Here is a 13,952-nt window from a genome sequence, read left to right on the forward strand (position 1 = left end):
GTAATACGTTGTGCACAGCGCCCACTTTCGAGTGGGCGTTGTTGTGCTGGACAGTGTTTCGGGGCTGCTTGAGTCACTCGGTCCGAAGCGCTGCCGGTAACGACCATGCCGGGCCGGCCTCATCCCACGCCCGAGCTATCGCCAGCAGCGTCGCTTCGTGCCCCGAGCGGGCCAGAAGCTCCAGCCCGACGGGCAGACCCTGGCGGTCCAGTCCAATGGGCAGATTGATGGCGGGCATCCCGGTAACTGGCGCCAGCAGGGTGTTGATGCCGTCCTGGACGGCGCCGAGGGAAGCCGGCGGGTGCCGGGTTGTCGGATAGCACAGCACGTCCAGCTGCCGCTCGGTCATGACGGCTTCAATTCGCTCATGTAGCGCCCTCTGGCATGCAAGGGCCTGCCGATACTCCGGGCTGCCCATGCCAGCATGGTCGGCCCGGCTGCGCAGCACTGCCGCCATCTGTTCATGGTGCAGGTCTTTTTCGATGAGGGACTTGAGCGAGTCGACCGGGCTGGTCGGACGTGTCGCCAGATCGGCTGCCAGTGCGTCGGCAAATTCGTAGGCGATGACGTTGGCCTGGTCGACGGCGTCTCTCAGGTCTGGACAGTCAACAGATGCCTGCCGGGCGCCAAGGGCTTCCAGTCGTTCGACCGCCCGGTAGGCAATGGCTGAAAGGTCATGGGCGGTCTCGTTGCGATCGGCGAACCAGGCATCGAGTACGCCGATCGACACGTCGGCTCTGCCACGGGTGTCGGCGTAGGGTTTTTGTGATAACACCGCAAATGCGCGTTCCAGATCGCCGGCATAGCGAGTGATCGGTCCGGGCATGTCCTGCGTTGGCGAGAGCGGCAAAATGCCATCCAGAGGCAGCGCCCCCCGTGAGGCGCGTAATGCATAGAGGTTATTGAAGGCAGAGGGGATACGCACCGAGCCGGCCGTATCGCTGCCGATCGCCAATGGCACATAGCCTGCGGCCACCGCCACGGCCGCCCCGCTGCTGGACCCCCCGGGAGAGCGATTCAGCGCATGAGGGTTGCGGGCAAACCCGGTCAGCGACGACGCTCCGGTAATGCCGGCGGCCAGCTCATGCATGGCGGACTTGCCCACGATCACGGCGCCTGCCTGGCGCAGGCGGCGGGTCATTGTGGCGTCCCCGTCAGCGGTCAGGCCCACCAGGGCGCGAGCGCCTGCCGTGGTGGGCCAGCCCGCCACATCCATGTTGTCCTTGACGAGCACCGGGATGCCCTCCAAAAGCCCCGGAGGCTGGCCCGTGCGACGCCGCTCATCACTTGCCATTGCCGCGGCTCGCGCCTGCTCTGCAAATACATGGGCGAGCGCGCGCAGCCTCGGCCCCTGCCGGTCGAGTGCCTCGATACGCGCAAGGCTTGTCTCAACCAGATCAAGTGCCCGCCACTGCCCGGATTCCAGCCCGGAAAGCAGGGTCTCGATCGACGCCGTGGCAAACACCGTATGAATAGACATTGAAGCGCGTTCTCCTGTCATGCAAAACGCCAGTCGTAGCCAGCAGGGTGGGCGTTCGAGCGCGTGATGCGCCCGGCAGAGCTTTCGGCAAAGTGCGAGCTGCAGTACAGCGCATCATGTTGTACGCACCAGTCGAGCGCCCACTGCCTTGAGGCCACCGCGTAAGGTTTGTTCTCACAGAACGTGGAGTTCCAGTGGGGATAGCGGGTCTGAATGGGATGATGCATGACATCGCCGGCAAACAGGGCATATTCGCCCTGCGACTGCAGCACGATCGAGGCGTGGTCCGGGCTGTGCCCCGGTGAAGAGTGATAGATAAACAGCTCGTCGAGCGCCTCCCCCGCGGCCGGGTCGATGGTGTCGGCCAGACCGGCGTCCAGCAGGGGCTGAATGCTATCCTTTAAAATCGTGGCGTGCGCCGGATCGCGCTGCCAGCGATCGAGCTCGGCAGCTGAAAAGACATGGCGGGCGTTGGGGAACATCGGCCGCCAGTGGCCGTTGTCCTGATAGGTATTCCAGCCCACGTGGTCCGTATGCAGATGGGTCAGAAGCACCGTATCGACAGCGTGGCGGTCTACGCCGGCCTCGGTGAGTCTTTCGGCGTATGGCGTCTGCAGATTGTGAAATAGCGGGTGACCGCCTCGGTCCCGATGGTTGCCGGTAGCGGTATCGATGATGATCAGGCGCGTCGGGGTGCGCACGACCCAGCTATGGATGGAGATCGCGACCATGTCTGGTATGTCGGCGGCGTTCAGTTCACTGCGATGCTCCGGAAACAACTTCGCTGACGGAAATTCCGCCACCTGTTCGGTCACTCGGAAGATGTCGGCTTCACCCACCCGGTAATGGTCGGCTTCGGTGGCTTGATGAAGAGGTGAGGAGGGCATGTCATGACCTGCTGGCAAGTTCTGAAGGTGTACGCAAGGTGTCGTCATGGGGGCAGTATCCCGCTCGTATGGGCGGGCGACCAATGCTTTTACCTGCCTTGAACGATGCCTGAGGCGTATCGCTGAAGGTGCAGGGCGTGCCACTCCCTTTTCGAGACAGGCCCTTTTGATGGTCACGTCGTTGTTCGAGGCGCTTGAGCCGGAACATGAACGTTGGACGTTGGCACGACATATTCGACAGGGCTTTCACTCATGGAACTACGTCATCTGCGCTACTTCGTGGCCGCCGCCGAGCTTGGCAGCGTCCATGCCGCGGCAGAACAGCTTCACATCAGCCAGCCGTCGATATCGCGTCAGATTCATGACCTGGAAGAAGCGCTGGGCGCGACGCTTTTTTCGCGTTCCGCCAGAGGGCTCACCCTGACCCCGGTGGGGGAGATGTTTCTAGCGCGTGCGAAAAGGATTCTGGCAGATGTCGACGAAGCCAGAGTCCATGCCACTCGCATGGCGCAGGGCCTGAGCGGACGGCTGACGCTTGGGTTTATCGAAAACTCGACCTGGGGTGGCCTGCTGCCGCGGGTGCTCATGCAGTTCAAGCAGCATGCCCCGGAGGTTGATCTCGAACTGTTGCCGCTCAACTCCAGCGATCAACTCGCGCAGCTGGACGGTGGGCGTCTGGATGGTGGATTCGTCTATCCTTTCGGTGGTCTGGCCTCGCATCTGGAAATGCGGGCGCTGGAGACGCATGACGTGGTAGTGGCACTGCCCGGGGCGTGGCTATCGAACATGCCGCGGCCTCGTCGACTAACAGACATCGCGGATCGTGATTTCATTACCTTTCCGCGCCACATTTACCCCGCCTATTTCGATCATCTCCAGAGCGCCTGTCTGGCTCTGGGCGCACCACTTCGCAGCATCCAGACAGCAGAGAGCGAAACGGCGATTCTCTCGCTGGTGTCCTCGGGGATGGGGGCGGCCATCGTCAATTCGGCCAACCGGTATCGCCCGCCGGCGCTGGTAGAGCTGATCGAGCTGGACGATCTATCGATTCCCATGACACTGTCCTTTGTTCACGCATCCTCCAATCCAAACCCTGCGCTTCGATCATTTCTGGCGATTCTTGACGCCGAGCGTCTGGTCGCCCCGCCGCGCTTTTGAGGTGTCCGCCCGGAGACCGACCTGTCCTGCCTTTTCTTTCAACGCGTCATCAGGTCGATCGTCTGCCAACGGTGGGTGATCGACTCATTTTTCCAGGTTTCATCCGAGCGTCATGGATGGCCATTAGCCTGTTCTTCCCCGAGATCTACCGATCCATACGAGAGGAACCCATCATGGCACCGCCGAATGATTCACTGACCCGTCGCGATTTCCTGGCCACCAGTGTCCGAGTGGGCGCAGGCCTGGCCGGGATGACCCTGCTCGGCGCGCCGGCGATCGTGCTGGCCGAGGGACGGCGCCCGACGCTGCAGGGCGGCGTGATGAGCGGTGATGTCCTGGCCGACCGCGCCATGCTGTGGGGGCAGGCAAGCAAGCCATCGCGCATGCTGGTCGATATCGCCGACAATCCCGAGTTTCGCGGCGCCCGCCAGCTCGCGCCGGTCGATGTCCTGCCCGGCAGCGATCTGATCGGCAAGCTCGACGCCACCGGGCTTCGCGGCATGCAGGATGTTCATTATCGGGTACGTTTTGCCGCGCTGGGGGATGAGCGGGCGCTAAGCGAGCCGGTCGTCGGGCGTTTGCGCCTGCCGCCGAGCACGTCGCGTGACCTGCGCTTTGTGTGATCCGGTGATGTGGTGGGGCAGGGCTGGGGCATTGATGAATCGCGCGGTGGCATGCGGACCTGGGAGGCGATGCGACGGGTCCAGCCGGACTTTTTCATCCACTCCGGCGACAGCGTCTATGCCGACGGCCCGCTCGAATCAGAAATCGCGCTGCCCGATGGCGGCACTTGGCGCAATCTGGTGACGCCGGCCAAGCAGAAGGTGGCCGAGACGCTGGCGGAATACCGGGGCCAGCACGCCTACAACCATCTTGATGCCAACTTCCGCCGCTTCGCCGCCGAGGTGCCGATGCTGGCGCAGTAGGATGACCACGAAACGGTCAACAACTGGTATCCGCAGGAAATCCTTGATGATGAGCGCTACAGCGAGAAAAACGTCGCGCTGCTCTCGGCCCGCGCCCGCCAGGCCTTTATCGAGTACATGCCGATTCGCATGACCCCCGAGGCCCCGCAGCGCATTTACCGGCGTTTCTCCTACGGCCCGGGCATGGAGGCCTTCATGCTCGACATGCGAAGCTACCGCGGCCCCAATAGTCCCAATCTGCAAGCAAACGCATCAAGCGCGACGGCGTTTCTGGGCGAAAACCAGTTTCGCTGGCTGCGTCAGGCGCTCAATGACTCCACCGCCACCTGGAAGATTATCGCAGCCGACATGCCCATCGGCATGGTGGTGCCGGATGGTGATCACTTCGAGGCGATCGCCAACAATGATCCCGGTCAGCCGCTGGGTCGCGAGCTGGAGCTTGCCCGACTGCTGCAGGCGATTCGCGACGACGATATCCAGAACGTGGTGTGGTTCACCGCCGATGTGCACTACACCGCGGCCCACCACTACGCACCGGAGCGCGCCGCCTTCAAGCAGTTCAAGCCGTTCTGGGAGTTCGTCAGTGGCCCGCTTCACGCCGGCACCTTTGGCCCCAGCGAGATGGATGCCACCTTCGGCCCTGACGTCGTCTTCTTCAAGGCGCCGCCCGAAGGCCAGAAGAACCTGCCGCCCTCGGCGGGCTATCAGTTCTTCGGGCAGGCGGACCTTGACGGCGAAAGCGAGGCGCTGACGGTGACGCTCAAGGACAGCGACGGCGCCACCCTGCACACGCAGGTGCTGATGCCGGAGGGGCGAACCGCCTGAACCAGACCGTACGGCCGGGCCGGCGATCGACCTCGTCGCGCCCGGGGCTACAGCTCGAGGATGACTTCATCGCCTTCAAGGCGCACCGGCCAGACGGTCAGGCGCTGCTCGGGGTCTTCGAGACAGACCCCGTCGCGCAGCCGAAAGTGCTGCTTGTAGATCGGCGAGGCCACCACCCGCTCACCGCCCACATTGCCGACGATGCCGCGTCCGATCACATTGGCGCCGGAAAACGGATCGTGGTTATCCACCGCGTAGAGTGCCTCGGATCGATCCGGTACGTCGGCATCCCGGGGCTGACCGGGCAGATAGAACAGCGCGATCTGATGGCTGTCATGCCAGGCCACCACCCCGGAGTGGGCGACCAGATCCCGGCGGTGGCAGAGCGTAATGGTGGCGCGTTGTGCGGTGAGAGCGCTCATGAGGAGACCTCCATGGTCAGGGTTTCCAGCTCTTCAGGTCGAGCCGGGCGCGGTTGGTCGCGCTCGGAGACGGCGATGATGTCCGGGTCGCGGCGCTGATCGTTCACAAACGTTCTAAAGCGCTTGAGCTTGTCCGGGTCCTTGAGGGCATTGGCCCACTCGCATTCGTACTGATCGACCACGTGCTGCATCTGGTGCTCCAGCGCCTCGCAAAGGCCCAGGCTGTCATTGATGATGACGTCCTTCAGATAGTCGAGCCCGCCTTCGAGGCTTTCGCGCCACACCGAGGTGCGCTGCAGCCGGTCGGCGGTGCGGATGTAGAACATCAAAAAGCGGTCGATCAGTCCGAGCAGGGTGGCGTCGTCCAGATCGGTCGCGAACAGCTCGGCATGGCGCGGGCGCATGCCGCCGTTGCCGCAGACATAGAGGTTCCAGCCGTGCTCGGTGGCGATCACGCCGACATCCTTGCTCTGGGCCTCGGCGCATTCACGAGTGCAGCCGGACACCGCGAACTTGAGCTTGTGCGGCGAGCGCAGGCCCTTGTAGCGGTTCTCGATGGTGAGCGCCATGGCGACGCTATCCTGCACGCCGTAACGACACCAGGTGTTGCCGACGCAGGATTTCACCGTGCGGGTCGATTTGCCGTAGGCGTGGCCGGTCTCGAACCCGGCCTCGATCAGCTCGCGCCAGATCTCCGGCAGGTCCTGCAGCTCGGCGCCGAACAAATCGATGCGCTGGCCGCCGGTGATCTTGGTGTAGAGCGCATATTTCTTTGCCACCGCGCCGATGGCGATCAATTTGTCGGGGGTGATTTCGCCGCCCGGAATGCGCGGCACCACCGAATAGGTGCCGTTTTTCTGCATGTTAGCCATGAAGGTGTCGTTGGTGTCCTGCAGCGGCACCAGCGACGGGTCGGTGATCGGCGCGTTCCAGCAGGACGCCAGAATCGAGGCCACCGCCGGCTTGCAGATATCGCAGCCAAGCTCGCCCTTGCCGTGTCGTGAGTGAAGCGCCTCGAAGCTTTTGATGCCCTCGACCCGAATCAGGCCGTAGAGCTCCTGGCGGGTGTAAGCGAAGTGCTCGCACAGGCTTCTGTCGACCTCGATGCCGCGACTTTCCAGCTCATGTTCGAACACCTGCTTGAGAAGTGCCGTGCAGCCGCCGCAGCCGGTGCTGGCGCGGGTCTCGGCCTTGAGCGTTCCAAGGTCACCGCAGCCGGCCTCGACGGCCTGACACACCGCCCCCTTGGTGACGTTGTGACAGGAGCAGATCATCGCGGTCTCGGGCAGGGCGTCGGCGCCGAGCGTTGGCGCCCCCTCGCTGTGCGGCAGAATCAGGCTCGCCGGGTCCTCCGGCAGCGCGATGCCGTTTTGTACGTACTGTAGCAGGGTGTCGTAATAGCGGTTATCACCGACCAGCACCGCGCCGATCGCGGTCCTGCCGTCGGCGGAGACGACGAGCCGGCGATAACCGTGATTGGCCTCGTCGATGTAGCGATAGCTTACGGCGCCTTCGGTGGTGGCGTGGGCATCGCCGATCGAGCCGACATCGACCCCGAGCAGCTTGAGCTTGGTCGACATGTCGGCCCCGGTGAACGATGCGCCTTCAAGACCGGCCAGCGAACCAGCCACGGTGCGGGCCATGGTGTAGCCCGGGGCGACCAGTCCAAACAGGCGCCCGCTCCAGAGCGCGCACTCGCCGATGGCGTAGATCGATGGGTCGGAAGTGACGCAGGTGTCATCGATCACGATGCCGCCGCGCTCGCCAAGGGTCAGCCCGCTTTCGCGTGCCAGCCGATCCTGCGGGCGAATGCCGGCGGAGAACACGATCATATCGGCCTCGAGCGGCTCGTGATCCCTGAAATGCATGCAGTAGCGATGGTGCTCGCCGCGGGTGATCTCGGTGGTGGCGTGGTCGACGTGCACGTGCACCCCGAGCGCTTCAATCTGACGCTTGAGCGCCCGGCCGCCCTCGTCGTCGAGCTGCACCGGCATCAAGCGCGGCGCGAACTCGACCACATGCGCCTCGAGCCCGAGCGAGGTCAGCGCATTGGCCGCTTCCAGTCCCAGCAGCCCACCGCCGATCACCACACCGCGCCGCTGGTCGCGCTCGGCCACGCCGGCGGCGGCCTCACGGATGCGGTCAAGATCGTCCAGCGTGCGATAGACCAGCCCGGCGTGGCCGGTATCGTCATCCACGGTGGGAATCTGCGGCACGAACGGATAGGAGCCGGTGGCCAGCACCAGTCGGTCGTAGGCGTGATCGCCGCGTTCTGTGGTGACGGTTTGGGCGTGACGGTCGATCGACAATACGTGCTCACCCAGATGCAGCGCGATGCCGTGGCGGGCGCAGAAGTCGGCGTCGCCGAGCGACAGCGCCTCGGCGTCGCGGCCGCTGAAGTACTCCGAGAGGTGCACCCGGTCGTAGGCGCGGTGGCGCTCCTCGCCGAAGACCGTGATGGCAAGACGTTCGTGGACGCCGTGCTCGACCAGCTGTTCCAGAAAATGGTGACCGACCATGCCGTTGCCGATGACGATCAGGCGCGGCATTGACGAGGCATCGGCGTCATGGTGTGTCGGATGGATGTTGGGCGTGCTCATGCAACCTCCTCAAGGCGTTGAATGGCGTCATGGGCGCCGAAAATCAGCAGGGCGCGGGCCTTGCCCAGCGCGGTGTCGGTGGTGGCGAGGCGAAAGAGTTCCGGGCCGTCGCGGGTGTCGCCGTAAAGCACGGCGCCCTTGATGCGATCGTTGTCGATCAAAAGCCGGCGGTAATCGCCGTGTTCGGGGTCGGCATAGGTCAGCGTCTCCATGCCCTCGCTCGGCTCGACCGGGCCGAAGGCGTAGAGATCGATGCCGGCGACCTTGAGCCGGGTCGGGGAGGGGAGCGCCTGGTAGGGCGCGGGCGTCCGGTGGCACAGCACATCGACCAGCGTCTCGACCTGCTGCCAGATCGGCTCGACCAGCCCGATGGTGGCCCCATCTACCTCGGCGCATTCGCCGAGGGCAAAAATGGCCGGGTCCCGGGTGGCCAGGTGCTCATCGACGCAGATGCCGCGACCCACCTCGAGACCGGCGAGCCGGCCAAGTGTCGCGTTCGGCGTGATGCCGGCGGCCACCACCACGCAGTCAGCCGCGAGGGTGCGGCCATCACGCAGAGTCAGCGAGCGCACGTTGCCGTTTGAGTCGCCATCAAGCCGGGCAAGCTCGGCGCCGGTGTTGATCGTGATGCCGCGCCGGGTCAGGGTCTGCTCAAGCCAGCCGGCAGCCACGGCGTCGAGCTGGCGGTTCATCAATCGGTCGCTTCGCTGCAGCACGGTGACGTGCACGCCGAGCTTTCGAAGCCCTTCCGCGGCTTCAAGTCCCAGCAGGCCGCCACCGATCACGACCGCGTTGGATCCGGGGGCCTGCTGTCTCAGCCACTCACCGTCCTCCATCGTTCGAAACGCACCGACGTTGCCAAGCTGGATGCCCGCCACCTCGGGCAGCGTCGGCCGGGCGCCGGTGGCGATGACCAGCCGGTTGTAGTGCAGGCGCTCGCCGGACTCGAGCGTGAGGGTGTGGCTTGAACGGTCGATATTGATCACCCGTGCCCCCGGTCGGCATTCGACGCCCTCGGCGACCATGGCGGGCAGGGCGAGCTCATCGCGACCCAGCTCACCGGCCAGCCAGGGGGAGAGCAGAATGCGGTTATAGGCGTGTGAGGCTTCCTCGCCGAGTACCGTGATGCGGGCCGGGCGATCCTTTCGGGCCAGCAGCGTGGTGACCAGCCGATGGCCGGCCATGCCATTGCCGATGACGACGAGGTGCGTGTCGGTGTCGCGTGTCATGTCGATCTCCCGTGTCGATCTGCCGTCATAAAAAACGGCGGTCGGGCTCTGGTCCTGTCACCGCGCCGGTCGGGCCATAAAAAAAGCGCCTGATGCCGTGAAGCCAAAAAGCTTCAGGGCATCAGGCGCCGTTGCCTGACGTGAACGTGATGTCTGTGGCGTCGTCCACCCCGGCGCACGAAGCCTGGGGGTTAAGGGGCGATGCGTGCGGCCTTCGGTGGCCGCTTTTTACAACACAGCCAATGGCGTGCCACATGAAAAATTACGCTTTTGATTCAGTCGTCTGGGCGTTTTGTCGTGACGCTGTCAGGCCCCCGGGCGAAGGATCCTGCCCAAAGGCGGTGCGTTTTGCGTCAAACGTGCACCATGGCTGGACGTGTCGAGGGTAAGCGGGCTCTGGAATCTTTAGCGCTGCCATTCAGCCTTCTGTTATGAAAGGGAAAAACCGGCAGTGGCGTGGAAGGTGCAGATCATCATGACACCGCGGCCGTGGTCGCGATTCGAGCGGGGCAATGACGTCCCGAATCGGATCGACACGCTTTCCCGCCGCAAAGGTGCGCCGTTCAGGCGCCATCGAACGATTTGAAGACAGGCACAGGGGCCTGACCTCACGCTCGCGTGATGTCAGGCCCTTTTGCATTCAAGGAGGCCTCATGTCCGCGACCCAACCATCCGGAACCCGTTTATCCGTCATACCCTCATCCGTTACCCGCTCCGGCGTTTCTTCCGCCGATCACATGGGTGAGTTATCCGGTCAAACGGACAGGGGCGCGTGTCATGCTCAAACGACCTGCCCCTATTGCGGCGTCGGGTGCGGCGTGCGCGCCACCGTGAGCGGCGAGTCGATCAGCGCGGTTGAGGGGGACCCGGTGCACCCGGCCAATCAGGGTCGGCTGTGCGTCAAGGGCAGCGCCCTGCATGAGACGCTCGGCCATGCCGGGCGAGTGCTGGCGCCACGCGTCGATGGTCAAACGGTCGACTGGGACACGGCGCTCGATGTGCTTGCCCGTCGTCTTCACGCCACGCAGGCGGCCCACGGCCCTGGGTCGGTGGCAGCGTATCTCTCGGGCCAGCTTCTGACCGAGGACTATTACGTCGCCAACAAGCTCTTCAAGGGCTTTCTCGGCACGCCCCATGTGGATACCAACTCCCGGCTCTGCATGGCGTCAGCGGTGGCGGCCTACAAGCGGGCCTTCGGCGCCGACGCCGTACCCTGCTGCTATGAGGATCTGGAGCGCGCCGAGCTGGTGGTACTGGTGGGGTCCAATCTGGCCTGGAACCATCCGGTGCTCTATCAGCGCCTGAAAGCGGCGAAAACGCGCAACCCGCTGATGCGCGTGGTGGTGATCGACCCTCGCGTGACCGACAGTTGCGATATCGCCGATCTTTATCTGGGCATCGCGCCGGGCAGCGACGCGCGGCTGTTCAATGGGCTGCTGGCGTTCATGGCGCGCACGAACCGGCTGGATCGTCTCTATCTGGAGCGTCACGCCGAAGGGTTTGAGGAGACGCTGGCGGCGGTGCTCGAGGACGACACCACAATCGAGGCCATCGCGGCGGACTGCGATATTGATGCCGAGCGGCTCGAGACGTTTTATTACTGGTTTGCCACCCAGCTGCATGTGGTCACGCTCTATTCGCAGGGCATCAATCAATCGAGCAGCGGCACCGACAAGTGCCAGGCGATCATCAACTGTCATCTGGCCGGCGGCAAGCTCGGCCTGCCCGGCGCCGGGCCGTTTTCGATTACCGGCCAGCCCAACGCCATGGGCGGGCGCGAAGTCGGCGGGCTGGCCAATCAGCTGGCCGCTCACATGGATTACCACACCCCCGGGGCGATCGAGCGGGTGTCGACGTTCTGGGGCGCGCCGTCGCTGCCCACCGAGCCCGGCCACAAGGCCGTCGAGCTGTTCGAGGCCATCGAGCGCGGCGAGGTCCGGGCGGTGTGGATCATGGCGACCAACCCGGTGGTCAGCCTGCCGGATGCCGATCGCATCAAGCGCATTCTGGCCGACTGTCCGCTGGTCATCGTCTCCGAGTGCATGGAAAACGCCGAGCTGCTCGAGGTGGCCGACATCGTGCTGCCGGCGACGGGCTGGTCGGAAAAGGACGGCACCGTCACCAACTCGGAGCGGTGCATTTCGCGCCAGCGTGGCCTGCTCCCGCCCCCGGGCCAGGCGCGACACGACTGGCAGATCATGACCGATCTTGCCGGCCGGCTCGGCTTCGGGTCGGCCTTTTCCTACACCCACCCGGCCGAGATCTTTGATGAGCACGCCAGACTCTCGGGGCTTGATAACGATCCGGCGCGACCGGACTGGCGCGCCTTTGATATTTCCGGACTTTGCGGCCTCGACCGCGCGGCCTACGACGCGCTGGCCCCGATCCAGTGGCCAGTCAATGCCGATCACCCTCAAGGTGCCGCACGGCTGTTCGAGGATGGCCGCTTTCCGACCGCCTCCGGCCGTGCGCGGCTGCTGCCGGTTCGTCCGCGCCTGCCGGCTCAAACGCTGAGCGAGACCCATCCGCTGCGCCTCAACACCGGGCGCGTGCGCGATCAGTGGCACACCATGACCCGCACGGCCCGGGCGGCCCGTCTGATGAACCATCGTGACGAGCCCTTCATCGAACTGAACCCCTTTGACGCCGACGCGGCCGGCATCGAGGAAGGCCGACTGATCGAGCTTGCCGGTGAGGGCGGTCACTATCGCGGCCGGGCACGCATCAAGCGCGGCCAGCGCCGGGGCGAGGTCTTTGTGCCCATGCACTGGAACGGCGCGTTCAGCGGCCGCGCCAAGGCCAATGCGCTGATCACCCCGCTGGTCGATCCGATTTCCGGTCAGCCGGAGTCCAAGCATGGCGCCGTGGGCATTCAGCCGCTGGCGCACGGCTGGGAGGCCACGCTGCTGGTCGCCGGTGACCTGTCGGAGACGGTGACGCCGACCGAGGACTGCGCCTACTGGACGCGCATTCCGATGCGTCACGCCCTGCGTTGGCAGCTGGCCGGCACGCCTGACGCGGGTGAACGGGACTGGATGGACTGGATCGCGCGGGTGCTGCCAGGGCCGGTATCCCAGTGGAGTACGGATGAGGCCAGAGGGCGCTTGCGAGCAAGCGGGCTTGCCGGGAATCGGATAGCCTGGTGGCTGATGGTCGGCCCGCCGGCGGAACTACCATCACTGCACTGGCTGGATGCCTGCTTCGACCCCGCTGATGGCACACCGCTTGAGGCGACGACGCGCCGACGGCTGCTGGCAGGGGCCGCCAGCGGGGCCGCCGATGTGGGGCCCATTGTCTGCAGCTGTCACCAAGTGGGTCAGTACACAATTACCGCGGCGATCCGCCGGGGCCACCGAAGCGTCGAGGCGCTCGGTGCCGAGCTTGCCTGTGGCACTCAGTGCGGCTCCTGCCAACCCGAACTCAAGGCATTACTGGAAGAGGAATCCGTCCATGTCGAGCTGTAACCCCTCTCATCCCCTGCGCTTTGGCGCGTCCCGCTGGATGATGCGGCTCGGCCATGTCGCCACGCGAGCGCTGTCCACGGCGCGAGGCCGGCGGCGTGACAGCGATATACCCGAGCAGAAGGCCCCCATGGGGCAGGTGGCCCTGGTCGGCGCAGGCCCAGGTGCTGCGGATCTTCTGACGCTTCGTGCGCTGGATCGCCTTCAGGCGGCCGATGCCGTGGTTTATGACCGACTGGTCGGGCCGGAGATTCTGGCGCGGCTGCCGGCCGGGTGCGAACGCTACTACGTGGGCAAGGCCTGCGGTCAGCACAGTGTGTCTCAGGCCGAGATCGGCGCGCGGCTGGTGGCACTGGCGCGTGCGGGCAAGCGGGTCGTGCGGCTCAAGGGCGGTGACCCCGGCGTGTTCGCACGCATGGGCGAAGAGCTGGCCGCCCTTGCCGAGGCCGGCATCGACGCTGAAATTGTGCCCGGCATTACCGCAGCCTCCGGTGCTGCCGCCGCGCTCGGCCTGCCGCTGACCGATCGCGGCCACGCCCAGACGCTGCGATTCGTGACCGCTCATCAGGCGCGGGAGGACCGTCTGCCGGACTGGTCGGCGCTGGCGCGTCGCGATGAAACGCTGGTGTTCTACATGGGGCTCAATCGGGTGGCGACTATCTGTGAGGGGCTGACAGGCGCCGGTCTGCCGGCGGACTGGCCGGTAATGCTGATTGCACATGCCACGCTGCCGACACAGCAGACCCGCGTGGGAACGCTGGCCACCCTGCCTGCCCTGCTTGAGGCAGCGCCGATGCCGTCGCCCTGCCTGATCGTGGTGGGCAGTGTGGTCACGCTGTACCGTGAAGAGGCCAATGCCGATCGTCACGCGCTGGCCGGGGAAGCACCTCTCTCCTGACAGGGCCTGACGGACAGGGTCATCGATATGAAAAAACGCCGTCACATGAGTGACGGCGTTTTGTTT

At 65.0% G+C, this 13,952-nt stretch carries 9 protein-coding genes and 1 pseudogene; 5 read left to right on the top strand and 5 right to left on the bottom strand.

Annotated features, from left to right (window positions below; translation table 11 throughout):
• Positions 1–73: 73 nt before the first annotated feature.
• Together B9G99_RS07840 and B9G99_RS07845 are read right to left on the bottom strand one after the other, a co-directional pair.
• The gene (locus B9G99_RS07840; RefSeq protein WP_158521460.1) at positions 74–1,480 is read right to left on the bottom strand and encodes an amidase; all 1,407 of its coding nucleotides are present in this window, start codon (positions 1,478–1,480) and stop codon (positions 74–76) included.
• A gap of 17 nt (positions 1,481–1,497) precedes the next feature.
• Positions 1,498–2,367 carry an MBL fold metallo-hydrolase gene (locus B9G99_RS07845; protein ID WP_086621553.1) on the bottom strand — a complete coding sequence of 290 codons (870 nt, stop codon included), beginning with the start codon at positions 2,365–2,367 and terminating at the stop codon, positions 1,498–1,500.
• 252 nt (positions 2,368–2,619) lie between these two features.
• Between B9G99_RS07845 and B9G99_RS07850 the strand changes: the two genes are divergently transcribed.
• From B9G99_RS07850 to B9G99_RS07855, 3 genes and pseudogenes are all read left to right on the top strand, one after another.
• Entirely contained in the window at positions 2,620–3,525 is a 906-nt protein-coding gene (locus tag B9G99_RS07850) for a LysR family transcriptional regulator (protein ID WP_086621554.1), read from the top strand.
• 173 nt (positions 3,526–3,698) lie between these two features.
• Positions 3,699–4,148 (top strand): PhoD-like phosphatase N-terminal domain-containing protein, encoded by a 450-nt coding sequence (locus B9G99_RS17005; RefSeq protein ID WP_227875981.1) that lies wholly within the window; start codon positions 3,699–3,701, stop codon positions 4,146–4,148.
• Positions 4,149–4,160: 12 nt separating this feature from the next.
• Positions 4,161–5,276: pseudogene (locus B9G99_RS07855) on the top strand (alkaline phosphatase D family protein).
• Positions 5,277–5,323: 47 nt separating this feature from the next.
• Here the strand turns inward: B9G99_RS07855 and nirD are convergent.
• Genes nirD through B9G99_RS07870 form a run of 3 tightly spaced genes read right to left on the bottom strand, consistent with a single transcriptional unit; the run spans position 5,324 to position 9,527 of the window.
• Entirely contained in the window at positions 5,324–5,698 is a 375-nt protein-coding gene (nirD, locus tag B9G99_RS07860) for a nitrite reductase small subunit NirD (RefSeq protein WP_086621555.1), read from the bottom strand.
• On the bottom strand, positions 5,695–8,298 hold the full coding sequence (nirB, locus tag B9G99_RS07865) for a nitrite reductase large subunit NirB (RefSeq protein ID WP_269466786.1): 2,604 nt from the start codon (positions 8,296–8,298) through the stop codon (positions 5,695–5,697). Before nirB ends, nirD begins: the two co-directional genes overlap by 4 nt.
• A complete protein-coding gene (locus tag B9G99_RS07870; RefSeq protein ID WP_086621556.1) occupies positions 8,295–9,527 on the bottom strand; it encodes an NAD(P)/FAD-dependent oxidoreductase in 1,233 nt (410 codons plus the stop codon). Before B9G99_RS07870 ends, nirB begins: the two co-directional genes overlap by 4 nt.
• A gap of 737 nt (positions 9,528–10,264) precedes the next feature.
• On the opposite strand from B9G99_RS07870, the gene B9G99_RS07880 reads away from it, so the two are divergent.
• Together B9G99_RS07880 and cobA are read left to right on the top strand one after the other, a co-directional pair.
• Positions 10,265–12,991: a nitrate reductase gene (locus tag B9G99_RS07880; protein ID WP_086621558.1), complete on the top strand. Its 2,727-nt coding sequence runs from the start codon at positions 10,265–10,267 to the stop codon at positions 12,989–12,991.
• The gene (cobA, locus tag B9G99_RS07885; protein WP_418268960.1) at positions 12,978–13,886 is read left to right on the top strand and encodes a uroporphyrinogen-III C-methyltransferase; all 909 of its coding nucleotides are present in this window, start codon (positions 12,978–12,980) and stop codon (positions 13,884–13,886) included. Before B9G99_RS07880 ends, cobA begins: the two co-directional genes overlap by 14 nt.
• The last annotated feature ends 66 nt before the right edge of the window (positions 13,887–13,952 follow it).

Source organism: Kushneria konosiri, assembly GCF_002155145.1.
GTDB lineage: Bacteria > Pseudomonadota > Gammaproteobacteria > Pseudomonadales > Halomonadaceae > Kushneria > Kushneria konosiri.